Below are 23,036 nucleotides of genomic sequence, written 5' to 3' on the forward strand. Positions count from 1 at the left end.
AAAATGACATACGAAGTAAAATCTCTTAATGAAGAATGTGGTGTTTTTGGTATCTGGGGCCACCCAGACGCTGCCAAATTAACCTATTTTGGACTCCATAGTCTTCAGCACCGTGGTCAGGAGGGGGCAGGAATCCTCTCCAATGACCAAGGGAAATTGAAGCGTCATCGTGATATGGGGCTTCTATCAGAAGTTTTTAGAAATCCAGCGAAATTGGATAAACTGACAGGAGCAGGAGCTATTGGACATGTGCGCTATGCGACTGCTGGGGAAGCGTCTGTTGACAATATTCAACCCTTCTTCTTTCGCTTTCATGATATGCAGTTTGGTCTTGCCCACAATGGGAATTTGACCAATGCTACATCTCTTAAGACAGAACTAGAACAAAGAGGAGCAATTTTTAGCTCAACCTCTGACTCTGAAATCTTGGCTCACCTTATTCGCCGAAGCCACAATCCTAGCCTGCTGGGGAAAGTCAAAGAAGCGCTCAGCCTTGTCAAAGGTGGATTTGCCTATCTCTTAATGTTTGAAGACAAGCTGATTGCAGCTTTAGATCCAAACGGTTTCCGTCCACTTTCTATAGGGAAATTGGCCAATGGAGCAGTAGTGGTTTCATCTGAAACCTGTGCCTTCGAAGTAATCGGTGCTGAGTGGATTCGCGATGTAAAACCAGGCGAGATTGTCATTGTTGATGACAGTGGTATCCAGTATGACAGTTATACAAACGATACTCAGTTGGCGATTTGCTCTATGGAGTATATCTATTTTGCCCGTCCTGACTCCAATATCCATGGTGTCAATGTCCATACGGCTCGTAAGAGAATGGGAGCGCAATTGGCGCGTGAGTTCAAGCATGAAGCTGATATCGTAGTTGGGGTACCAAATTCCTCACTCAGCGCAGCTATGGGATTTGCGGAAGAATCAGGTTTGCCAAATGAAATGGGGCTCATCAAGAACCAATACACGCAAAGGACATTTATCCAACCGACTCAAGAATTGCGCGAGCAAGGAGTTCGTATGAAACTCTCTGCCGTTTCTGGTGTCGTGAAAGGCAAACGTGTGGTCATGATTGATGACTCAATTGTACGTGGAACAACATCTCGTCGCATTGTCCAACTCTTGAAAGAAGCGGGAGCGTCAGAAGTGCATGTTGCCATTGGTAGTCCTGCTCTTGCCTATCCATGTTTCTACGGGATTGATATCCAGACACGTCAGGAGTTGATTGCGGCTAATCATACCGTTGAGGAAACTTGCCAAATCATTGGTGCGGATAGCCTGACTTATCTTTCGATTGATGGCTTGATTAACTCTATTGGAATTGAAACAGACGCGCCAAATGGCGGTCTATGTGTGGCTTACTTTGATGGGAACTATCCAACTCCTCTCTATGATTATGAAGAAGAATATCGTAGAAGTTTGGAAGAAAAAACGAGTTTTTACAAATAAAATTCCCCATTGAAGGAAAGGAAAAGGAATAAACAAATGACGAATAAAAATGCTTATGCGCAGTCTGGTGTGGACGTTGAAGCGGGTTATGAAGTTGTTGAACGGATCAAAAAACACGTGGCACGTACGGAGCGTGCAGGTGTTATGGGAGCTCTCGGTGGCTTCGGTGGTATGTTCGACCTTTCAAAAACTGGTGTCAAAGAGCCCGTCTTGATCTCAGGAACAGATGGTGTTGGTACTAAACTTATGCTTGCTATCAAGTACGACAAACACGATACTATCGGACAAGACTGTGTGGCTATGTGTGTCAACGATATCATCGCTGCAGGTGCAGAGCCCCTTTACTTCCTAGACTATGTGGCGACTGGGAAAAATGAACCAGCTAAGCTAGAACAAGTGGTTGCTGGTGTGGCTGAAGGTTGTGTACAAGCAGGTGCGGCCCTCATCGGTGGTGAAACGGCTGAAATGCCTGGTATGTATGGCGAAGACGACTATGACTTGGCAGGTTTTGCGGTCGGTGTGGCTGAAAAATCTCAAATCATCGACGGTTCAAAAGTGGCTGAAGGTGATGTGCTTCTTGGACTTGCCTCAAGCGGAATCCACTCAAATGGTTACTCGCTCGTCCGTCGTGTCTTTGCTGACTACACAGGTGAAGAAGTCCTCCCAGAATTGGAAGGCAAAAAACTTAAGGACGTTCTTCTTGAGCCAACTCGCATCTACGTCAAAGCGGCTTTGCCACTCATCAAAGAAGAATTGGTGAATGGAATTGCCCACATCACAGGTGGTGGTTTCATCGAAAATGTGCCACGTATGTTCTCAGATGATTTGGCTGCTGAAATTGACGAAAGTAAAGTACCAGTCCTTCCAATTTTCAAAGCCCTTGAAAAATATGGCCAAATCAAACACGAAGAAATGTTTGAAATCTTCAACATGGGTATTGGTCTCATGCTTGCAGTAAAACCAGAAAATGTGGAACGTGTCAAAGAACTTCTCGACGAACCTGTTTATGAAATCGGTCGGATTGTCAAGAAGACAGATGCAAGTGTGGTGATTAAATAATGGCTAAAAAGATTGCTGTTTTTGCTTCTGGGAATGGTTCAAACTTTCAGGTCATTGCGGAACAATTTCCAGTAGAATTTGTCTTTTCAGATCACCGGGATGCCTACGTTTTAGAACGTGCCGAAAATCTTGGAGTTTTATCCTATGCCTTCGAACTCAAGGAGTTTGAGAGCAAGGCAGACTACGAAGGAGCTATTGTCGAGCTCTTGGATGAGCACGAGATTGACCTAGTCTGTTTGGCGGGTTATATGAAAATCGTCGGTCCAACTTTACTAGCAGCTTATGAAGGCCGTATCATCAATATTCACCCGGCTTACCTGCCAGAATTTCCAGGTGCTCATGGCATTGAGGATGCTTGGAATGCAGGCGTTGACCAGTCTGGTGTGACCATTCACTGGGTGGACTCTGGTGTGGATACCGGTAAGGTAATTAAACAAGTCCGTGTGCCACGCCTTGAAGGGGATACCCTTGATACTTTCGAAACTCGCATCCACGAAACAGAGTACAAGCTCTATCCAGAAGTCTTGGATAGTTTGGGGGCTGCACGAAAATAAGAAAGCCCACGAGCTGAAAAAAATTTTCTACTGTAGCAAAGAAAGAACTTTTTTAAAAAGGAAAAGAAAGAACATGACAAAACGAGCACTTATTTCAGTCTCAGATAAAGCGGGCATTGTTGAATTTGCCCAAGAACTTAAAAAACTTGGTTGGGATATCATCTCAACAGGTGGTACCAAAGTTGCCCTTGATAATGCCGGTGTTGATACCATTGCTATCGATGATGTGACTGGTTTCCCGGAAATGATGGACGGTCGTGTCAAGACCCTCCACCCCAATATCCATGGCGGTCTCCTCGCTCGTCGCGACCTGGATAGTCACTTAGAAGCAGCCAAGGATAACAAAATCGAATTGATTGACCTTGTTGTGGTCAATCTTTACCCATTCAAGGAAACCATTCTTAAACCAGACGTGACTTATGCGGATGCCGTTGAAAACATCGATATCGGTGGTCCATCAATGCTTCGTTCAGCAGCGAAGAACCACGCTAGCGTAACAGTTGTTGTAGACCCTGCTGACTATGCTGTTGTGCTTGACGAATTGGCAGCGAAAGGCGAAACCACTTACGAAACTCGTCAACGTTTGGCAGCTAAGGTTTTCCGTCACACAGCAGCTTACGATGCTTTGATTGCAGAATACTTCACAGCTCAAGTGGGTGAAGCAAAACCTGAAAAACTCACTTTGACCTATGACCTCAAGCAACCAATGCGTTACGGTGAAAACCCTCAACAAGACGCAGACTTCTACCAAAAAGCCTTGCCAACGGATTACTCCATTGCTTCAGCTAAACAACTCAACGGTAAGGAATTGTCCTTCAACAATATCCGTGACGCTGATGCAGCGATCCGTATCATTCGCGATTTCAAAGATCGTCCAACCGTTGTTGCTTTGAAACACATGAACCCGTGCGGTATCGGTCAGGCTGATGACATCGAAACAGCTTGGGATTACGCTTATGAGTCTGACCCAGTATCGATTTTCGGTGGAATCGTTGTTCTTAACCGCGAGGTAGATGCTGCGACAGCTGAGAAGATGCACGGTGTTTTCCTTGAAATCATCATCGCACCAAGCTATACGGATGAAGCACTAGCTATTTTGACCAACAAAAAGAAAAATTTGCGCATTCTTGCCTTGCCATTTGACGCACAAGATGCTAGTGAAGTGGAAGCAGAATACACAGGTGTTGTCGGTGGACTCCTCATTCAAAACCAAGACGTGATCAAAGAAAGCCCAGCTGACTGGCAAGTGGTAACCAAACGCCAACCAACTGAGACAGAAGCGACTGCCCTTGAGTTTGCTTGGAAAGCTATCAAGTATGTCAAATCAAACGGAATCATCGTGACTAATGACCACATGACATTGGGTGTCGGTCCTGGTCAAACCAACCGTGTGGCTTCAGTCCGTATCGCCATTGATCAAGCTAAAGATCACCTTGACGGTGCTGTCCTTGCTTCGGATGCCTTCTTCCCATTTGCGGATAACGTGGAAGAAATCGCTAAAGCAGGTATCAAGGCTATCATCCAGCCAGGGGGCTCTGTCCGTGACCAAGAGTCAATCGAAGCGGCTGATAAATACGGCTTGACTATGGTCTTCACAGGCGTGAGACATTTTAGACATTAAGAAAATAAAAGGGAAGAAAACAGTTTCTTTCCTTTTTTTGCTTTAAAAGCGAAACGAAACAAGATTAAAACGAACGTTTATGGTATAATATTAGTAAATAATTCGCAAAAGAGGTTGAAAGATGAAGCTGTTAGTTGTCGGCTCGGGTGGTCGTGAACATGCCATTGCTAAGAAGTTGCTTGAGTCAAAAGATGTTGAAAAAGTCTTTGTAGCTCCTGGGAATGACGGGATGACTCTGGATGGTCTGGAATTGGTAAATATCTCTATTTCCGAACATTCTAAATTGATTGAGTTTGCAAAAGCCAACGATATTGATTGGTCCTTCATTGGTCCAGATGACGCTCTTGCTGCTGGAATCGTGGATGATTTCAATGCAGCTGGTCTCAAAGCCTTTGGTCCGACTAAAGCTGCGGCTGAGCTGGAGTGGTCTAAGGATTTTGCTAAGGAAATCATGGTCAAATACGATGTTCCGACAGCAGCCTATGGCACATTCTCAGACTTTGAGGAAGCCAAGGCCTACATCGAAGAAAAAGGTGCTCCAATCGTCGTCAAGGCAGACGGTTTGGCCCTTGGGAAAGGTGTCGTCGTTGCTGAGACAGTTGAGCAAGCAGTCGAAGCTGCTCACGAGATGCTTTTGGACAATAAATTCGGCGACTCAGGTGCGCGTGTGGTTATCGAGGAGTTTCTTGCAGGAGAGGAATTTTCACTTTTTGCCTTTGTCAATGGTGACAAGTTCTACATCATGCCAACGGCTCAGGACCACAAACGTGCCTATGATGGCGACAAGGGGCCTAACACTGGTGGGATGGGTGCCTATGCGCCAGTTCCACACTTACCACAGAGTGTGGTTGACACGGCAGTGGAGACTATTGTTAAGCCAGTCCTTGAGGGGATGATCCACGAAGGGCGTCCTTACCTTGGTGTCCTTTACGCAGGGCTTATTTTAACAGCTGATGGACCCAAAGTTATCGAGTTTAACGCTCGTTTTGGAGATCCTGAAACGCAAATTATCCTTCCTCGTTTAACATCCGATTTTGCACAAAATATCACTGACATTTTGGATGGCAAAGAGCCAGCTATTACTTGGACGAACAAGGGTGTGACACTGGGCGTGGTTGTAGCATCAAACGGCTACCCACTCGCTTATGAGAAAGGTGTCAAGCTTCCTACCAAGACAGAAGGCGACATCATCACTTACTATGCCGGAGCTAAATTTGCTGAAAATGAGGAAGACCTCCTCTCAAACGGTGGACGTGTCTATATGTTAGTCACCACAGCAGATACTGTCAAAGACGGGCAAAACATTATCTACAACCAACTCAACAAACAAAACACAGAAGGCCTTTTCTATCGTACGGATATCGGAAGCAAGGCAATAAGATAAAGATATAAGAAAAGGCGACGCAGTCGCCAAACACGACAATGGTCGCCATGGTGAAAATACCAGAACAGTATCTGTTCTGGTCTAGGGAAAATTTGAGACCTTAGGCTCAAATTTTAGGAATGAAACCGAAGGTTTGCTTCCGTTCCCACCACCTAAGACCATTATCAAAAAAGAAGAAAAAGGAAAAATTATGACTAAACCAATTATTTCCATCATCATGGGTTCAAAATCCGACTGGGCAACCATGCAAAAAACAGCAGAAGTCCTAGACCGCTTCGGTGTAGTCTACGAAAAGAAAGTTGTTTCCGCTCACCGTACACCAGACCTCATGTTTAGACATGCGGAGGGAGCCCGTAGCCGTGGCATCAAGGTTATCATCGCAGGTGCGGGTGGCGCAGCCCATTTGCCAGGTATGGTAGCTGCCAAAACAACCCTTCCTGTCATCGGTGTACCCGTCAAATCACGTGCTCTTAGTGGCGTGGATTCTCTTTACTCGATTGTTCAGATGCCGGGTGGCGTGCCTGTTGCGACAATGGCTATTGGTGAAGCAGGTGCGACCAATGCGGCCCTCTTTGCCCTCCGTCTCCTTTCAGTAGAGGATCAGGCTATTGCGACAGCATTGGCAGATTTCGCAGAAGAACAAGGAAAAATCGCAGAGGAGTCGACGAATGAGCTCATCTAAAACAATCGGAATTATCGGTGGTGGTCAGCTGGGTCAGATGATGGCCATTTCTGCTATCTACATGGGGCACAAGGTTATCGCGCTGGATCCTGCGGCTGATTGCCCGGCCTCTCGCGTGGCGGAAATCATCGTAGCGCCTTATAATGATGTTGACGCACTTCGTCAATTGGCAGAGCGCTGTGATGTTCTCACTTATGAATTCGAAAATGTTGATGCAGATGGTTTAGATGCTGTCATCAAGGATGGACAACTCCCTCAAGGAACGGACTTGCTCCGTATTTCTCAAAATCGTATTTTCGAAAAGGACTTTCTCTCAAACAAGGCCAAAGTCACTGTGGCCCCATACAAGGTCGTGACTTCAAGCCAAGATTTGGCAGATATTGACCTATCGAAAAACTATGTTCTCAAGACTGCGACTGGTGGCTATGATGGGCATGGACAAAAGGTCATTCGCTCAGAAGCAGACTTGGTAGAAGCATATGCGTTAGCAGACTCAGCAGACTGTGTTTTAGAGGAATTTGTCAACTTTGACCTTGAAATTTCTGTCATTGTATCAGGAAATGGCAAGGACGTGACAGTTTTCCCGGTTCAGGAAAATATCCACCGCAATAATATCCTGTCTAAAACCATTGTTCCAGCTCGCATTTCTGAGAGTCTAGCAGACAAAGCCAAAGCTATGGCAGTGCGAATCGCAGAACAGCTCAACCTATCTGGAACTCTTTGTGTGGAAATGTTTGCGACAGCTGATGATATTATCGTTAATGAGATTGCCCCACGCCCCCACAACTCAGGGCACTATTCGATTGAAGCTTGTGATTTCTCCCAGTTTGACACGCATATTTTGGGTGTTCTCGGAGCACCGTTGCCTGCTATCCAACTACATGCGCCTGCCGTCATGCTCAATGTCCTCGGCCAGCATGTCGAGGCTGCTGAAAAATATGTCACAGAAAATCCAAGCGCTCACCTCCACTTATATGGTAAACTAGAAGCAAAGCACAACCGCAAGATGGGACATGTGACATTGTTTAGTGATGTACCGGATAAGGTAGAGGAGTTTTAGGAGGAAGGATATGAACTGGAATGAAATAAGTGAGCTATATGAAACAGATGAAGATTTCATGTATGAGAATGCAATTCTTGTTTTTGACACATCGTCACTTTTAAAATTATATTTTTACAGCACAGATTCAGCTGTTGAAATTCTTGAAAAATGTAATTATCATTTTAAGGACAGGATATTTTTACCCAATCATGTTAAGTTTGAATATGATAAAAATCGTGAAATCATAATAAAAAAACAAACATTAGGTTATCAAAATGTTTTTAATAAGAATGAAAGTATTGGATTCTTTGCAAAGATAATTTATCAAAAAGAAATGATAAAAAAGACGATAACAGATACTAACAATGCGATTAAGAACTTTGAACAACAATTTGGGAACAGACAAACCCATCCGTACTTTTCGTCCACGTTTATTGAAGAATTTAAAACAGAGGTTAACAATTTTACTTTGAAACTTACTGATATAGAAAATTCTAAAATTTTTAGTGATTTTGAAGATAAGCTTAAGGATGAGAAAGAAGCCCGTATTACTGAAATAACCAATCAAATTGAACAAGATACTCTGAAAGAATTTATTGAGAATAATTTTACAATCGGCGATGGTTATTCATTTCCCGAACTTATGGACATAATTCGTGAGGGGGAATTAAGATATTCGGCCTCTATTCCACCAGGTTATATGGATACAGAAGAAAAACAAAGTATCCAGGTATACGGGGATTTAATAATTTGGAAACAAATATTAAAACATGCTCAATCTCAGTCTAAACCAGTTATATTTGTTTCAGACGATACTAAAGAGGATTGGAATGAAATTATAGAGGGGGAAGAAGCAAATAAGAAACAGAAGCGTACAGATTCCAAAAGACCAAGGTATGAGATTTTGTTGGAATTTAAAGATATAGTAGGGGAAAAGATAAAAAAGCTAAAATTATCTGACTTTTTATATGAATTAAATGGACAGCTAGAAACTAAGTTTGGTAGCTCAACTATTTCGGAAATTAAATATAAATCTTTGAAAGAAGCCATTGAAGATGAAGCATTCAATTTTGTTAGAGCATTAGAGAAAGAGGTTGAAAGCACACAGGGTAATGGAATAAAGCCAGAAGATGCATATGAATTTTATGAAATATATAATGTTGCTAATCTCTTTTCTATTGATGAAATTAGTTTGAATGATCTAGGTGGAGGTTCATATCGAGTTGAATACTTGGCTATATTTGACTGTAATATTGAATATGATTACTTTGAATACTGGGGGCGAGATGATGATACTAAGGAAGCAGTAACATCTCCAGGAAGTAATATTGGTGCTTCAGGTGAACTGTTAGTAAAAATTAAGCGAGAAATTAGAGTTGAATTTGGTGAAGACTTTTATCCTGATATTGAGGATGAAGAAGAACTATATTTGGAAATTATTGAAGATCGTCGAGATTTCTACGAAAGTTCATGGGAAGATGCCTTTTATGAAGAAGACCGTTATGATTACTACTAGGAAAAAATAATTAAAAATTTTTATAGAAAGGATTGGCACAAGCAAGTACAACTGAATTCGAGAGGAAAACCCGGAATTTATATAATCCGTCTCAGACGCAGATATACGTTGTTGGTTTCCTAAAACTTAGTTGCTTCTTGTTGCCTTAATATCTTAACCATGATTGAACGTTACTCTCGCCCTGAGATGGCGAATATTTGGAGTGAAGAAAATAAATACCGTGCTTGGCTTGAGGTGGAAATCTTGGCTGATGAGGCATGGGCTGAGTTGGGAGAAATCCCTAAGGAAGATGTGGCTTTGATTCGTGAAAAGGCGGACTTTGACATCGACCGTATTTTGGAAATCGAGCAAGAGACTCGTCACGATGTGGTTGCCTTCACACGTGCGGTTTCTGAGACTCTTGGTGAAGAGCGCAAGTGGGTCCACTATGGTTTGACTTCTACTGACGTAGTCGATACTGCCTACGGTTACCTTTACAAGCAAGCCAACGACATCATCCGTCGTGACCTTGAAAACTTCACCAACATCATCGCTGATAAGGCTAAGGAGCACAAGTTCACCATCATGATGGGTCGTACTCACGGTGTGCACGCTGAGCCTACAACTTTTGGTCTTAAATTGGCTACTTGGTACAGCGAAATGAAACGGAACATCGAGCGTTTCGAGCATGCGGCTGCTGGAGTCGAAGCTGGTAAGATTTCTGGTGCGGTTGGTAACTTTGCCAACATCCCACCATTTGTGGAGCAATACGTCTGCGACAAGCTTGGTATCCGTGCTCAAGAAATCTCTACACAGGTGCTTCCTCGTGACCTTCACGCTGAGTACTTTGCAGTTCTTGCTAGCATCGCAACTTCTATCGAGCGTATGGCTACTGAAATCCGTGGTCTGCAAAAATCTGAACAACGTGAAGTGGAAGAGTTCTTTGCTAAGGGGCAAAAAGGTTCATCAGCAATGCCTCACAAACGCAACCCTATCGGTTCTGAAAACATGACAGGTCTTGCGCGTGTTATCCGTGGGCACATGATTACAGCTTATGAGAACGTGGCTCTCTGGCACGAGCGTGATATCTCTCACTCGTCTGCTGAGCGTATCATCACACCAGATACGACCATCTTGATTGACTACATGCTCAACCGTTTTGGAAATATCGTCAAGAACTTGACGGTCTTCCCAGAAAACATGATTCGCAACATGAACTCAACGTTCGGTCTTATCTTTAGCCAACGTGCTATGTTGGCTTTGATTGAAAAAGGTATGACGCGTGAACAAGCTTACGACCTTGTTCAACCGAAGACAGCCCAATCATGGGATAACCAAGTCGACTTCAAACCACTTCTTGAAGCAGATCCAGAAGTGACTTCACGTCTCACTCAAGAAGAAATCGACGAAATCTTCAACCCAACTTACTACACCAAACGAGTGGATGAAATCTTCGAACGTATTGGTTTGGGTGACTAATCATAAAACAAAAAAGCGAGATTGTATCTCGCTTTTTATTTATGCTTAATCTTTTTTCTTGCTAAGTCCATAAGCTGTGAGTGCAGCCATGAGACCTGTAGCAATCAACCATTCTGAACCTTGGCTTCCTGTCTCAGGAAGTTTATTTTCTTTTGCCACAGGAGTTGGGGCTTGAGGAAGAGCTTTGTTTTCCTCGGCAGGAACAGTTGCTGGAGCTGGTTTACTTGGAATTTCTAATTTAGGTTTTTCTTCTGCAACAGGAGCCGGTATATTTGGAATCTCTAGTGCTGGTTTTTCTTCCGCAACAGGAGCTAGACCTTTTTCATCTCCCACATGTGTTACAGGAGTACCAATTTCGATGATTTGAGTAACTGGTTCTTGAGCGACAACACTAGTAACCAATGTTTTCACTTCGCTTCCGTCAGCAGCAGTAGACACAGAATAGAAATGACTACGACGTCCCTTAACACCTTCAGTTACGACACGAGTTTCTCCCTTAGGTAATGCATCCGTTTCACGAGTGATAGTTGTAAACGGAATTTCTTCGTCCTCGATGACAACACGTGGTTTGGCATCTGCAACAGGAGCAACTCCTTCTTCGTCTCCTACATGTGTTACAGGAGTCCCAACTTCGATGATTTGAGTAACTGGTTCTTGAGCGACAACACTAGTAACCAGTGTTTTCACTTCGCTTCCGTCAGTAGCAGTAGACACAGAGTAGAAATGACTACGACGACCCTTGACGCCTTCAGTTACGACACGAGTTTCTCCCTTAGGTAAGGCATCCGTTTCACGAGTGATTGTTGTAAATGGAATTTCTTCGTCCTCGATGACAACACGTGGTTTGGCATCTGCAACAGGAGCAACTCCTTTTTCGTCTCCTACGTGAGTGACAGGAGTTCCAACTTCAACCACTTGGTTAACAGCTTCTTTTGTGACTTTTTCTTCAAGAACTGTTTCAGTTTCCTTACCATTTTCAGTAGTAACTGAGACGTAGATTGTACGTTCGCCTTTGGCACCTTCAGTTACAACTTTTTCTTGTCCTGCTGGAAGGTTAGGATTTTCCTTCTTGACAGTTTCAAACAGGATTTCTTCCGTTCTTGTGATAAGTTCTGGTCGGTTTTCAACTGCAGCAGAAGTTTCACTCTCATCAAGACTTCCTGAGTGAGTTGCAGCTGGTTTGAGACCGAGTCTAGCAGCTTTGAGATTAGCTACAAGTGTGTTCAATTCAGCTTGTTTATTACGATTGAGGTTGTAGTTAAGAGCATCTTTAGCAGACTTGAGAGCATCTAGACTTTCTGTGCTATATCCTTCTAAGTTTTCAGGGACTTGAGCAAGTTCTTCGCGTAGCGCTTTGTAGTCAGCACGGAAGTAGTCCTTGTTGTGATCTGCAAATGCAGTCATGAGCTCAAAGATTTCTTCTTCTTTGTACTCAGCGCTTGGTCTATCCGCCCAGATAGCTACCATACTACCAACAGTAGGTAGATCAACCTCAGGATATTTAGTTGAAGCTAGCTGGTTGAATGGAGTTTTTTCAGTGTTTTCGATAGCTTTCTTGAGGAAGCCTCCACCATCTTCAGGTTTTTGACCGAGGATATAGTACCAGTCTCCGTTAGTGTTAAGGAACTTATAGCCCTTGCTTGCTAGATATTGAGGAGACGCAAGGTTATAACCCCACCAACCTTTAGACCAGTAAGAGATGATAACATCTTTATCAAACTCAACATCGTCCTTATCTTCATAGTAGAAACCATCGTTAAAGGCCATTGGTTGCAGACCTTTTTCTTTAGCCATGGCAGCTAGACCATTAGCATAATCTGCAAACTTACCATAGAGTCCATACCACTTGAGGTAGTACCAACCTTGAGCGTTAGTAGCGTCGTTGGCATACTCATCTGTACCATAGTTAAAGATCTTAGTCTTGCCTGCAAAGAAGTCCATGTATTTGCCGATAAGGGCTTTTGTAAAGTTCATTGCTTCTTCGTTTTCAAGGTCCATGGTTGTTTTTGAAACCTTGTCAAAGTTAGCTTGAGGGTTTGCAATGCCCAATTTTTCCATAGCGACAAGCATAGCATCCATGTGGCCAGGACTGTTGATAGCAGGGATAATTCCAATGCCTCTATCCTTAGCATATTGGATAAGCTCAGTGATTTCAGCCTGGTTCAAAGTTGTTCCATTTGGATCGTCGTAGTAAGATTTTGTTCCTTCAATGATGGCATTTTTTACATCGTCACTTGCATAGGTCTTGCCGTTTGCAGTGATTGTCATGTCATCCAAGAGGAAGCGAAGTCCATCATTTCCAAGGAGGAGATGAAGGTCAGAGTAACCAAGTTCGCTGGCTTTATCTACGATACGTTTGAGTTGGTCTAGAGTGAAGTATTTACGTCCAGCATCGATTGAGATAACCTTGTTTTTGGCAAGTTTTTCAACTTCACGTTTGGCATCTTCTTCTTTTTGAGCTTCTGGTGTGAAGGTTAAGTTGCTAACAGCTTCTTGGAGTTTTGCAATCGCTTGGTCAATGCTATCTTGTTCAGCACGGCTAAGGTTGCTATCAAGAGAACGAATAGCCTTTTCAGCTTCTTTAACGGCAGCAATACTTTCTGCAGTATAGCGACTAAGGTCAGTTGGCACTTCTTTAAGAGCTTGTTCAGCAGACTCGTAGTCAGCAGCGAAATATTCAGCATTTGAATTTGCAAATTGACGCATGAGTTTGAAGAGGCGAGATGGAGAGTAGCGGGCAGATGGAGTGTCGGCCCAAGCAGCTACCATACCACCGATGATAGGGATATCGGCACCTTCAGTTTTTGGAACAGAAGTAATCGGTGTGTTCTTAATACCGTTCAAACCTTGATCAAGGTTGTACCAACCCTGTCCATCAGCATTACGGCCGAGAACGTAGTACCAAGCATCGTTAGTATTGAGGATTTCGTGCCCTTTTTCAACAAGTAGTTTAGAAGAAGCGACATCGTAACCGCCCCAGCCACCAGTCCACATAGACACGATGATGTCTTTATCAAAGGTACCAAAAGTAGTATCGCTATTATAGTAGATACCGTCATTGAAGGCCATTGGTTTCAGACCGTGAGATTTGACGATACGAGCTAGGTCATTAGCATAGGCGATGAATTTATCATAACCCTTGTCTGGGAAACCATCTTCTGGATACCATTTATAGGCTTGAAGAACACTCCATCCTTTGGCATTAGTAGCATCATTAGCATACTCATCCAAACCGATGTTAAAGATTTCAGACTTGCCAGCAAAGTAAGCAGCGTATTTATCAATCAAAGCTTTTGTAAAGGCAACAGCCTTTTCGTTGTCAAGGTCAACAGTACGTTCTGATTCTTTACCAAAGTAGTTGAAGTTAGGTTTTTCAATGCCAAGTTCTTTCATGGCATTGAGGATAGCATCCATATGACCTGGGCTATTGACTGTTGGGATAAGTCCAATTCCTTTATCCTTAGCATAACCAATCAAGTCGGTCATTTCACTTTCAGTTAGATGATTACCATTTGGATCATTGTAGTAGGCATTGGTTCCATTTTCAACAGCACGTTTGACATCATCGCTTGCGTAAGTTTTGTCACCTACAGTTAGAGACATATCATCAAGCATGAAGCGCAAGCCATCATTTCCGACTAAAAGGTGAAGATCAGTATAGCCATAGTGTTTGGCTTTGTCGATGATTTCTTTCAGTTGGTCTGGAGAAAAGTATTTACGTCCAGCATCGATAGAAACAATTTTCTTTTTAGCCAGTTTTTCATTCACTTGAGCTGCTCGTTCTGTAGCGACTGCAGGTGCTTCGACCTTAGCAACTTCTTTGTTTTCTTCTTTTTCTTTTTCTTTTTCAGATTCTGTCTTCTTAACTTCTTCAGTAATTTCTGGTTTAGCTGGAGTTTCTTCTGCTGTGACTGGTTCTGCTACGGCAGGTGCAGGAGCACCTTCAACTTTTGGAGCTTCAGTAGTTGCTACTGGAGCAGCTGGAGTAGCATTTTCTGTTGTTGGAGCAGTTTCGAGTTTTTCTTCACTCGTTGGTGGAGTGACTTCTCCAGTAGTTTGGATAGCAGGCTGATTTTCTGTTGGAGCAGGTACGACTCCGTCGGCAGCAACGGCTTGAGCCTGAAAGGCAAAGCCGATCAATACAGAAGCTGCTCCGATTGCATATTTACGAATAGAGAAGCGCTGTTTATTTTCTGGTTTCATTAAAAAACCTCCCCTTTAATATTTTTGATAGCGTTTTCACATACTAACTCTATTTTATGTTCTAACTAAAATAAAGTCAAGTTTTTGAGGAAATTACTATAAAAAATAGAATAATTTATAAATTAAGATATATTTTTCTAATTTTGACTATTTTTTAGTAAAAAGGTTACTAATTATAGAATTGCTTGAAATGCTATTCTCAGGGAAGGGAGCTGATGCTATAATGGGTATATAAAAACCCTGAGACAGTTGCCTCAGGATTTTTATAAATTAGTGACCACGGTCACAAGAAATGAATTTAATTTTGTAGAAATCAGAACGTTTATAAGTTTCGATGTATTCCAAAACTTGACCGGTTGCTTCAAGCTGAGTTGTCTTAGTTTGGAAAACAGTTGGGAATTTAGTGTCGATTCCTAAAATAGAAGCGGCATGTTTTGGAGTTGGAAATACAATTTCGTTAATTTCTTCAAAATGCTCGTCATTCATGTGAATGTGGTAGTCCAATTTGAAACGAGTATAGATAGAACTATAGTATTCAAGATTTGGATAGTTGGCATTGATGTATTGTTCAGGAATGTATGAATTGTGATAGATATAGGTAACACCATTTGTTTCACGAACACGTTCAATCTTATAATAGAATTGATCGCCGCGTAGGCCAAGTTTTTCTAAATATTTAAGATCGTTCCCACGTTCGATAGAAAGAACAGTTACTTTATCATCTTTGGTTTCGAAGATTTCCACATCAGAAAATTCAACGAGTTTGTGTTTACGTGCACGAGCTACGAAAGTTCCTTTCCCTTGTTGGCGGACAATATATCCATCTTTGGCAAGGTCGTTCAAGGCGCGAACTACTGTGATTGAACTAACATCATACATGGAAATCAATTCTGCTTCAGTGTAGAACTTATCTCCACTAGCAAATTGACCAGAAATGATCTTATTTTTCAATTCGTCTTTAATGTATTGATACTTTGGAATTGCCATATTTTCACCTCATTTTTTTCCTTCTCCACTTATCATTTTAACATAAATTCTTAAAAATAGCTGAAAAGCACTTAAAAAAATTAAAATATCGGAATAAGAATTTAGGATAGATATAAATAATTCGTGTTTTCCTCCTTAATTTCATTAGTTTTTCAGAATGTTGATTTTATAGGATTTGAGAAGAGTTTTAGAAAAGATTCAGTAAAAAAATAGAAAAATTTTAAAGAAAATTTCAAAAAGTATTGACATTAATCCCCGATTAGTTTATAGTTGATATAACAATACATGAAAGCGCAAACTTTTCGCTTTTAGGGGAGGAAGAATGGCAAGATTTGAAATTAAAGATGATTTCTATCTGGATGGGAAACCATTCAAGATTTTGTCTGGCGCCATTCACTATTTTAGAGTTCCTGCGGAAGATTGGCATCATTCATTGTATAACCTCAAGGCACTAGGTTTCAATACGGTTGAGACTTATGTTGCTTGGAACATGCATGAACCTTCTGAAGATAACTTTAACTTTGAAGGCAATCTTGATTTAGAGAGATTTCTTCAAACTGCACAAGATTTGGGCTTATATGCAATAGTACGTCCTTCTCCATTTATCTGTGCAGAATGGGAATTCGGTGGTTTACCAGCATGGCTCTTGACCAAGGATATGAGAATACGGTCATCTGACCCAGCTTTCATTGACACGGTTGGTCGCTACTATGATCAGTTGCTTCCACGTCTAGTTCCGAGATTATTGGAAAACGGTGGAAACATTCTCATGATGCAAGTCGAAAATGAGTACGGATCCTATGGCGAGGACAAGACCTACTTGAGGGAAATTCGACGTTTGATGGAAGAACGAGCAGTTACATGTCCGCTTTTCACATCAGATGGACCATGGCGAGCAACTCTTAAGGCTGGAACCTTAATTGAGGATGATCTCTTTGTGACAGGGAACTTTGGTTCCAAGGCTGATTATAATTTCTCACAGATGCAAGAATTCTTTGATGAGCACGGCAAGAAATGGCCACTCATGTGTATGGAATTCTGGGATGGCTGGTTCAATCGATGGAAAGAACCAATCATCAAGCGTGAACCTGAGGAATTAGCAGAAGCTGTCCACGAGGTTTTAGAGCAAGGCTCTATTAACCTTTACATGTTCCACGGCGGAACCAACTTTGGTTTTATGAATGGTTGTTCAGCTCGAGGAACCATTGATTTACCACAAGTAACATCTTATGATTACGACGCTCTTCTTGATGAAGCTGGAAACCCAACTGCTAAATATTTCGCAGTGAAAGAAATGATGGCGACTTACTATCCTGAGTATCCGCAATCTGAACCGCTTTACAAAGAGAGTATGGAAGTAGAAAACATTCCACTGGTCGAGAAAGTTTCTCTTTTCGAAACCTTGGATAGCCTATCCAGTCCGATTGAAAGTCTCTACCCTAAGAAAATGGAAGAGCTAGGACAAGGTTACGGCTACCTACTCTATCGTACGGAAGCAAGTTGGGATGCGGATGAAGAACGCATTCGAATTATTGACGGACGTGATAGAGCTCAACTCTTTATCGATGGTAAACGAGTGGCAACACAGTACCAAACAGAAATCGGTGAAGATATTTTTTATCAAGGTAAAAAGAAAGCGCTCTCTAGATTTGACATCCTCATTGAAAATATGGGGCGTGTCAACTATGGACACAAATTCTTAGCAGATACACAGCGAAAAGGAATTCGCACAGGTGTTTGTAAAGATTTGCATTTCTTGCTCAACTGGAAGCAATATCCACTTCCTCTTGATAACCCAGAGAATATTGATTTCTCTAAGGGATGGACAGAAGGGCAACCTGCCTTTTACGCTTATGACTTTGAAATTGAGGCGCCAAAGGATACCTACTTAGACTTATCTGAGTTTGGTAAAGGGATTGCTTATATCAACGGACATCATCTAGGTCGTTTCTGGAATGTCGGTCCAACCTTATCTCTTTATATTCCACATAGCTATCTCAAAGAAGGTGCCAACCGCATCATTATCTTTGAAACAGAAGGGGAGTATAAGGAACACATACATTTAACTTGTAAACCTACACTAAAACTTATAAAGGGGGAAAACTTATGACAATTGTAGGATGCCGTATAGATGGGCGCTTAATTCACGGACAAGTAGCAAACCTTTGGTCTGCTAAACTTAATGTTTCACGTATCATGGTCGTTGACAATGATGTTGTGAACAACGACGTTGAAAAAAGCGGCTTGAAACTTGCAACACCACCAGGTGTAAAACTTAGTATTTTGCCAGTTGATAAAGCAGCAGCGAATATCCTTGCTGGTAAATACGATAGCCAACGTCTTTTGATTGTAGCACGCAAACCTGACCGTTTCCTCGGTTTGGTAGAAGCAGGTGTGCCACTTGAAACTGTCAATGTCGGCAATATGTCTCAAACACCAGAAACACGTGCGATCACACGTTCAATCAACGTTGTAGATAAAGACGTAGAAGATTTCCACAAATTGGCGGAAAAAGGTGTAAAACTTACTGCTCAAATGGTTCCAAATGATCCAGTTTCAGACTTTTTGAGCTTATTAAAATAGGAAAAAATTTTTAGGAGGTCATTGTTATGATACAATGGTGGCAAATTTTACTTCTCACTTTGTACTCAGCTTATCAAATCTGTGATGAGTTGACGATCGTTTCTTCTGCAGGTTCCCCTGTATTCGCTGGTTTCATTACTGGTTTAGTTATGGGAGATTTGACAACTGGTTTGTTTATCGGTGGTAGCTTGCAGTTGTTCGTACTTGGGGTAGGTACCTTCGGTGGTGCTTCTCGTATCGACGCAACTTCTGGTGCGGTTCTTGCGACAGCTTTCTCAGTTTCACAAGGTATAGAAACAGACCTTGCGATCACTACAATCGCTGTACCAGTAGCAGCACTTTTGACTTACTTCGACGTACTTGGTCGTATGACTACTACATTCTTCGCACACCGTATTGACGCTGCGATTGAACGCTTTGACTACAAAGGAATCGAACGTAACTATCTTCTTGGTGCGCTTCCTTGGGCTCTATCTCGTGCCCTTCCAGTATTCTTCGCCCTTGCTTTCGGTGGAGAATTCGTACAAGGTGTTGTAAACCTTGTTAAAGAATACCAATGGGTTGCAGACGGTTTGACTCTTGCAGGTCGTATGCTTCCAGGTCTTGGATTCGCTATCTTGCTTCGTTACCTTCCAGTTAAACGTAACCTTCACTACCTTGCTATGGGATTCGGTTTGACAGCTATGTTGACTGTTCTTTACTCAAACGTAACAAGTCTTGGTGGAGCAGTTGCTGGAATCATTGGCACTCTTCCTGCTGAAGTTGCTGAAAAAATTGGCTTTGTTAACAACTTCAAAGGATTGTCTATGATCGGTATCTCTATCGTAGGTATCTTCCTTGCGGTTGTTCACTTCAAGAACAGCCAAAAAGTTGCTGTAGCAGCACCTTCTACACCATCAGAAAGTGGGGAAATTGAAGATGACGAATTCTAATTACAAATTAACAAAAGAAGATTTTAATCAAATTAACAAACGTAGCTTGTTCACTTTCCAATTGGGATGGAACTACGAACGTATGCAAGCATCAGGTTACCTTTACATGATCTTGCCACAATTGCGTAAAATGTATGGAGATGGAACTCCTGAGTTGAAAGAAATGATGAAAGTTCATACTCAATTCTTCAACACTTCACCATTCTTCCACACAATTATCGCTGGTTTTGACCTTGCTATGGAAGAAAAAGATGGCGTTGGTTCAAAAGATGCGGTTAACGGTATCAAGACAGGTTTGATGGGACCATTCGCTCCTCTTGGAGATACTATCTTTGGTTCACTTGTACCTGCTATCATGGGATCTATCGCTGCAACAATGGCTATTGCTGGTCAACCTTGGGGTATCTTCCTTTGGATTGCAGTTGCAGTAGCGTATGACATCTTCCGTTGGAAACAGTTGGAATTTGCATACAAAGAAGGGGTTAACCTTATCAACAACATGCAAAGTACTTTGACAGCTTTGATTGAAGCTGCATCTGTACTTGGTGTATTCATGATGGGTGCTCTTGTAGCAACAATGATCAACTTTGAAATTTCATACAAATTACCAATCGGTGAAAAGATGATTGACTTCCAAGACATCTTGAACTCAATCTTCCCACGTTTGCTTCCAGCAATCTTCACTGCATTTATCTTCTGGTTGCTTGGTAAGAAAGGTATGAACTCTACAAAAGCTATCGGTATCATTATCGTGCTTGCCTTGGCTCTTTCTGCCTTTGGTAAATTTGCACTTGGAATGGGCGCATAATTTATGACTAAATCATTGATTTTAGTGAGCCACGGTCGTTTCTGTGAAGAACTTAAAGGTAGCACAGAAATGATTATGGGACCACAAGACAACATTCATGCGGTTGCTCTTCTTCCAGAAGATGGACCAGAAGAATTTACTGCTAAATTTGAAGCTGCTGTTGAAGGATTGGATGATTTCCTAGTCTTTGCGGATCTTCTTGGTGGAACTCCATGTAACGTGGTGAGCCGTTTGATTATGGAAGGTCGTGACATTGAACTTTATGCAGGAATGAACCTTCCGATGGTCATTGAATTTATCAATGCAAGCCTAACTGGCATGGATGCGGACTATAAGAGTCGTGCTTCAGAAAGCATTGTGAAAGTTAATGATTTATTGGCTAGCTTCGACGACGATGAAGATGAATAAGATGTAACAAACTATCTTATAGAGAATATACATGGGAATGGGAGCGACTCCCATTCCCATGTTTTTAATCATGAAACAATATTAGATTAGAGGTTTTCAATGCTAGATTATACAAAAGAAGATTTGCTTGAGTTGGGATCAGAGATCACCACACGCGAAATTTACCAACAACCAGATGTTTGGAAGGAAGCTTTTGAATCCTATCAAGCCCGCCGTGATGAAATTGCAGCCTTCTTGCAAGGAATTGCAGATAAACATGACTACATCAAGGTTATCCTGACTGGTGCTGGAACTTCAGCTTATGTAGGTGATACCTTGGTTCCATACTTCAAGGAAGTCTATGACGAACGTAAATGGAATTTCAATGCTATTGCGACAACTGATATCGTTGCAAACCCACAAACTTATTTGAAAAAAAACGTGGCAACTGTTTTGGTATCATTCGCACGTAGTGGAAACTCACCTGAGAGTGTAGCAACAGTTGACTTGGCAAAAGCCTTAGTTGATGAGCTTTATCAAGTAACAATCACATGTGCGGCTGAAGGGAAATTAGCACTTCAAGCCCACGGTGACGATCGCAACCTCTTGCTCTTGCAACCGGCAGCTTCTAACGATGCTGGCTTTGCTATGACATCAAGCTTTACTTCAATGATGTTGACAGCGCTTTTGGTTTTCGATCCAACTGAATTTGCTGTTAAAGCTGAACGTTTTGAAGTGCTTTCTAGTCTTGCTCGTAAAGTTCTTGACAATGTGGCAGATGTGAAAGAGTTAGTTGACCTAGACTTTAACCGAGTGATTTACTTAGGTGCAGGTCCATTCTTCGGACTTGCTCATGAAGCACAACTGAAAATTTTGGAATTGACTGCTGGTCAGGTTGCAACTATGTATGAAAGCCCAGTTGGCTTCCGTCATGGTCCAAAATCTCTTATCAATGAAGATACTGTAGTTCTAGTCTTTGGTACTACAACAGACTATACTCGTAAGTATGACTTAGACTTGGTTCGTGAAGTTGCAGGTGACCAAATTGCTCGTCGTGTTGTTCTCTTGAGCGATCAAGCCTTTGGTCTTGAGAACGTTAAGGAAGTAGCACTTGGCTGTGGCGGTGTCTTGAATGACGTTTACCGTGTATTCCCTTATATTGTTTATGGTCAATTATTTGCTCTCTTGACTTCGCTTAAGGTTGGAAATAGACCAGATACACCATCACCTACAGGTACAGTAAACCGCGTCGTTCAAGGTGTTATTATTCACGAATTCAAATAATAAGGAGAAAAGGATGAAAGCATACACAGAACGTGTATTTGGGAAAGTTGATGGCAAGGATGTTGTCGCTTATCGCTTTGAAACAGAAGCAGGCTATCAACTAGAAATCATGACCTATGGTGCAACGATTCTACGCTATGTAACTCCTGATAAGGCTGGTAATTTTGCCAATGTTATCCTAGGCTTTGATGATCTTGACAGCTATGTAGGTAACAGTCCTAAACATGGAGCGAGTGTAGGTCCAGTTGCAGGTCGTATCGCAGGTGCGACATTCGAATTGAATGGGAAAACCTATGAACTCGAAGTCAATAACGCAAGCAACTGTAACCACAGCGGTTCAACAGGTTGGGATTCTAGTTTGTTTGAGCTAGTCGAGGTGAGCGACCATGGTTTGACTCTTTACACAGAAAGAACAGACGGTACAGGAGGTTTCCCTGGAAACCTTAAAATTTGGATTAGCTACCACTTGGAAGAAACTGGTGCTTACGAAGTTAGCTACAAGGTGACGACGGACCAGGATACCTTGGTCAATCCGACCAACCATAGCTACTTTAACTTGTCTGGCGATTTCACTCAGACGGTTGACCGCCATGTTTTCCAATTGAACACTGAGGGTATCTATCCAATCGCTCCTGATGGAGTACCAACTAAAACTCCAGATGCTAATCGTGATGTGGTCAAACATATCTACAATGGTGCCTTGTTGAAAGATATATTTGCAGAAGAAGATGAGCAAATCCAAATCGTATCTGGCTTGGATCACCCATTTGCTCTTCCTAAAGGACATGACAATGCTGGTTTCTTGTATGACCAAAATTCAGGTCGATTCTTGCTCTTTAAGACTGAAGCTCCATGCTTTGTGGTTTATACAGCAAACTTTGTGGATGAGAGTGTCATCATCGCTGGTCAACCAATGATTCAGCATAATGGGGTTGCTCTTGAAGCACAGGCTCTACCAGATGCCATTCACAGCGACCTTAAAGATCAGGTGATTCTCAAAGCAGGTGAAACTTTCACCAGCAAAACTCGTTACGAGCTTATTGTTAAATAAGAAAAACTCTCTGAAGCTTTTAAGCTTCAGAGAGTTTTA

The 23,036-nt window shown here is 42.1% G+C and carries 18 protein-coding genes; 16 read left to right on the forward strand and 2 right to left on the reverse strand.

Going from position 1 to position 23,036, the window contains the following annotated elements:
- Positions 1-3: 3 nt before the first annotated feature.
- From purF to purB, 9 genes are all read left to right on the forward strand, one after another.
- Positions 4-1,446 carry an amidophosphoribosyltransferase gene (gene purF, locus AB8E63_RS07460; protein WP_368910629.1) on the forward strand — a complete coding sequence of 481 codons (1,443 nt, stop codon included), beginning with the start codon at positions 4-6 and terminating at the stop codon, positions 1,444-1,446.
- A gap of 36 nt (positions 1,447-1,482) precedes the next feature.
- A complete protein-coding gene (gene purM / locus AB8E63_RS07465) occupies positions 1,483-2,505 on the forward strand; it encodes a phosphoribosylformylglycinamidine cyclo-ligase (RefSeq protein WP_036756560.1) in 1,023 nt (340 codons plus the stop codon).
- Positions 2,505-3,059, forward strand: coding sequence for a phosphoribosylglycinamide formyltransferase (gene purN, locus AB8E63_RS07470; protein WP_368910631.1), 555 nt, complete (start codon positions 2,505-2,507; stop codon positions 3,057-3,059). The genes purM and purN overlap by 1 nt, the downstream gene beginning before the upstream one ends.
- Before the next feature lie 73 nt (positions 3,060-3,132).
- Positions 3,133-4,680 (forward strand): bifunctional phosphoribosylaminoimidazolecarboxamide formyltransferase/IMP cyclohydrolase, encoded by a 1,548-nt coding sequence (gene purH / locus AB8E63_RS07475; protein ID WP_368910632.1) that lies wholly within the window; start codon positions 3,133-3,135, stop codon positions 4,678-4,680.
- 121 nt (positions 4,681-4,801) lie between these two features.
- Entirely contained in the window at positions 4,802-6,064 is a 1,263-nt protein-coding gene (purD, locus tag AB8E63_RS07480; RefSeq protein WP_368910634.1) for a phosphoribosylamine--glycine ligase, read from the forward strand.
- Between the two features lie 190 nt (positions 6,065-6,254).
- Positions 6,255-6,746 (forward strand): 5-(carboxyamino)imidazole ribonucleotide mutase, encoded by a 492-nt coding sequence (gene purE, locus AB8E63_RS07485; protein WP_025170212.1) that lies wholly within the window; start codon positions 6,255-6,257, stop codon positions 6,744-6,746.
- Entirely contained in the window at positions 6,733-7,806 is a 1,074-nt protein-coding gene (gene purK / locus AB8E63_RS07490) for a 5-(carboxyamino)imidazole ribonucleotide synthase (RefSeq protein WP_368910635.1), read from the forward strand. The genes purE and purK overlap by 14 nt, the downstream gene beginning before the upstream one ends.
- A gap of 10 nt (positions 7,807-7,816) precedes the next feature.
- Complete coding sequence (locus AB8E63_RS07495) at positions 7,817-9,304, forward strand: PIN-like domain-containing protein (RefSeq protein WP_368910636.1); 1,488 nt, start codon at positions 7,817-7,819, stop codon at positions 9,302-9,304.
- A 159-nt stretch (positions 9,305-9,463) separates the two neighbouring features.
- On the forward strand, positions 9,464-10,762 hold the full coding sequence (purB, locus tag AB8E63_RS07500) for an adenylosuccinate lyase (protein WP_036756530.1): 1,299 nt from the start codon (positions 9,464-9,466) through the stop codon (positions 10,760-10,762).
- Between the two features lie 45 nt (positions 10,763-10,807).
- On the opposite strand, the gene AB8E63_RS07505 is transcribed toward purB, so the two are convergent.
- Together AB8E63_RS07505 and AB8E63_RS07510 are read right to left on the reverse strand one after the other, a co-directional pair.
- The gene (locus tag AB8E63_RS07505; RefSeq protein WP_368910638.1) at positions 10,808-14,965 is read right to left on the reverse strand and encodes a family 20 glycosylhydrolase; all 4,158 of its coding nucleotides are present in this window, start codon (positions 14,963-14,965) and stop codon (positions 10,808-10,810) included.
- Between the two features lie 270 nt (positions 14,966-15,235).
- Entirely contained in the window at positions 15,236-15,952 is a 717-nt protein-coding gene (locus tag AB8E63_RS07510) for a GntR family transcriptional regulator (RefSeq protein ID WP_006153065.1), read from the reverse strand.
- Positions 15,953-16,274: 322 nt separating this feature from the next.
- Between AB8E63_RS07510 and AB8E63_RS07515 the strand changes: the two genes are divergently transcribed.
- The 7 genes from AB8E63_RS07515 (at position 16,275) to AB8E63_RS07545 (ending at position 22,997) form a co-directional block, all read left to right on the forward strand.
- Positions 16,275-18,062: a beta-galactosidase family protein gene (locus tag AB8E63_RS07515; RefSeq protein ID WP_368910639.1), complete on the forward strand. Its 1,788-nt coding sequence runs from the start codon at positions 16,275-16,277 to the stop codon at positions 18,060-18,062.
- A complete protein-coding gene (locus AB8E63_RS07520; protein WP_004250394.1) occupies positions 18,059-18,535 on the forward strand; it encodes a PTS system mannose/fructose/N-acetylgalactosamine-transporter subunit IIB in 477 nt (158 codons plus the stop codon). The genes AB8E63_RS07515 and AB8E63_RS07520 overlap by 4 nt, the downstream gene beginning before the upstream one ends.
- Positions 18,536-18,561: 26 nt before the next feature.
- Entirely contained in the window at positions 18,562-19,467 is a 906-nt protein-coding gene (locus AB8E63_RS07525; RefSeq protein ID WP_036755372.1) for a PTS mannose/fructose/sorbose/N-acetylgalactosamine transporter subunit IIC, read from the forward strand.
- Positions 19,454-20,275, forward strand: coding sequence for a PTS system mannose/fructose/sorbose family transporter subunit IID (locus AB8E63_RS07530; RefSeq protein WP_000185293.1), 822 nt, complete (start codon positions 19,454-19,456; stop codon positions 20,273-20,275). Before AB8E63_RS07525 ends, AB8E63_RS07530 begins: the two co-directional genes overlap by 14 nt.
- A 3-nt stretch (positions 20,276-20,278) precedes the next feature.
- Positions 20,279-20,683 carry a PTS sugar transporter subunit IIA gene (locus tag AB8E63_RS07535; RefSeq protein WP_000167445.1) on the forward strand — a complete coding sequence of 135 codons (405 nt, stop codon included), beginning with the start codon at positions 20,279-20,281 and terminating at the stop codon, positions 20,681-20,683.
- Between the two features lie 99 nt (positions 20,684-20,782).
- Positions 20,783-21,946 carry an SIS domain-containing protein gene (locus tag AB8E63_RS07540; RefSeq protein ID WP_368910641.1) on the forward strand — a complete coding sequence of 388 codons (1,164 nt, stop codon included), beginning with the start codon at positions 20,783-20,785 and terminating at the stop codon, positions 21,944-21,946.
- A gap of 13 nt (positions 21,947-21,959) precedes the next feature.
- Positions 21,960-22,997 (forward strand): aldose epimerase family protein, encoded by a 1,038-nt coding sequence (locus tag AB8E63_RS07545; protein WP_368910642.1) that lies wholly within the window; start codon positions 21,960-21,962, stop codon positions 22,995-22,997.
- The last annotated feature ends 39 nt before the right edge of the window (positions 22,998-23,036 follow it).

Source organism: Streptococcus sp. oral taxon 061 (genome assembly GCF_964211575.1).
Taxonomy (GTDB): domain Bacteria; phylum Bacillota; class Bacilli; order Lactobacillales; family Streptococcaceae; genus Streptococcus.

Excerpts from the sequence above, each read along its gene's own strand:
- AB8E63_RS07545 (WP_368910642.1), top strand. The coding sequence starts at position 21,960 with ATGAAAGCATACACAGAACGTGTATTTGGGAAAGTTGATGGCAAGGAT.
- AB8E63_RS07525 (WP_036755372.1), top strand. The coding sequence starts at position 18,562 with ATGATACAATGGTGGCAAATTTTACTTCTCACTTTGTACTCAGCTTAT.
- AB8E63_RS07515 (WP_368910639.1), top strand. The coding sequence starts at position 16,275 with ATGGCAAGATTTGAAATTAAAGATGATTTCTATCTGGATGGGAAACCA.
- AB8E63_RS07505 (WP_368910638.1), bottom strand. The coding sequence starts at position 14,965 with ATGAAACCAGAAAATAAACAGCGCTTCTCTATTCGTAAATATGCAATC.
- purN (WP_368910631.1), top strand. The coding sequence starts at position 2,505 with ATGGCTAAAAAGATTGCTGTTTTTGCTTCTGGGAATGGTTCAAACTTT.
- purE (WP_025170212.1), top strand. The coding sequence starts at position 6,255 with ATGACTAAACCAATTATTTCCATCATCATGGGTTCAAAATCCGACTGG.
- purF (WP_368910629.1), top strand. The coding sequence starts at position 4 with ATGACATACGAAGTAAAATCTCTTAATGAAGAATGTGGTGTTTTTGGT.
- AB8E63_RS07535 (WP_000167445.1), top strand. The coding sequence starts at position 20,279 with ATGACTAAATCATTGATTTTAGTGAGCCACGGTCGTTTCTGTGAAGAA.
- purM (WP_036756560.1), top strand. The coding sequence starts at position 1,483 with ATGACGAATAAAAATGCTTATGCGCAGTCTGGTGTGGACGTTGAAGCG.
- purK (WP_368910635.1), top strand. The coding sequence starts at position 6,733 with ATGAGCTCATCTAAAACAATCGGAATTATCGGTGGTGGTCAGCTGGGT.
- purD (WP_368910634.1), top strand. The coding sequence starts at position 4,802 with ATGAAGCTGTTAGTTGTCGGCTCGGGTGGTCGTGAACATGCCATTGCT.
- purH (WP_368910632.1), top strand. The coding sequence starts at position 3,133 with ATGACAAAACGAGCACTTATTTCAGTCTCAGATAAAGCGGGCATTGTT.
- AB8E63_RS07540 (WP_368910641.1), top strand. The coding sequence starts at position 20,783 with ATGCTAGATTATACAAAAGAAGATTTGCTTGAGTTGGGATCAGAGATC.
- purB (WP_036756530.1), top strand. The coding sequence starts at position 9,464 with ATGATTGAACGTTACTCTCGCCCTGAGATGGCGAATATTTGGAGTGAA.
- AB8E63_RS07510 (WP_006153065.1), bottom strand. The coding sequence starts at position 15,952 with ATGGCAATTCCAAAGTATCAATACATTAAAGACGAATTGAAAAATAAG.
- AB8E63_RS07530 (WP_000185293.1), top strand. The coding sequence starts at position 19,454 with ATGACGAATTCTAATTACAAATTAACAAAAGAAGATTTTAATCAAATT.
- AB8E63_RS07495 (WP_368910636.1), top strand. The coding sequence starts at position 7,817 with ATGAACTGGAATGAAATAAGTGAGCTATATGAAACAGATGAAGATTTC.
- AB8E63_RS07520 (WP_004250394.1), top strand. The coding sequence starts at position 18,059 with ATGACAATTGTAGGATGCCGTATAGATGGGCGCTTAATTCACGGACAA.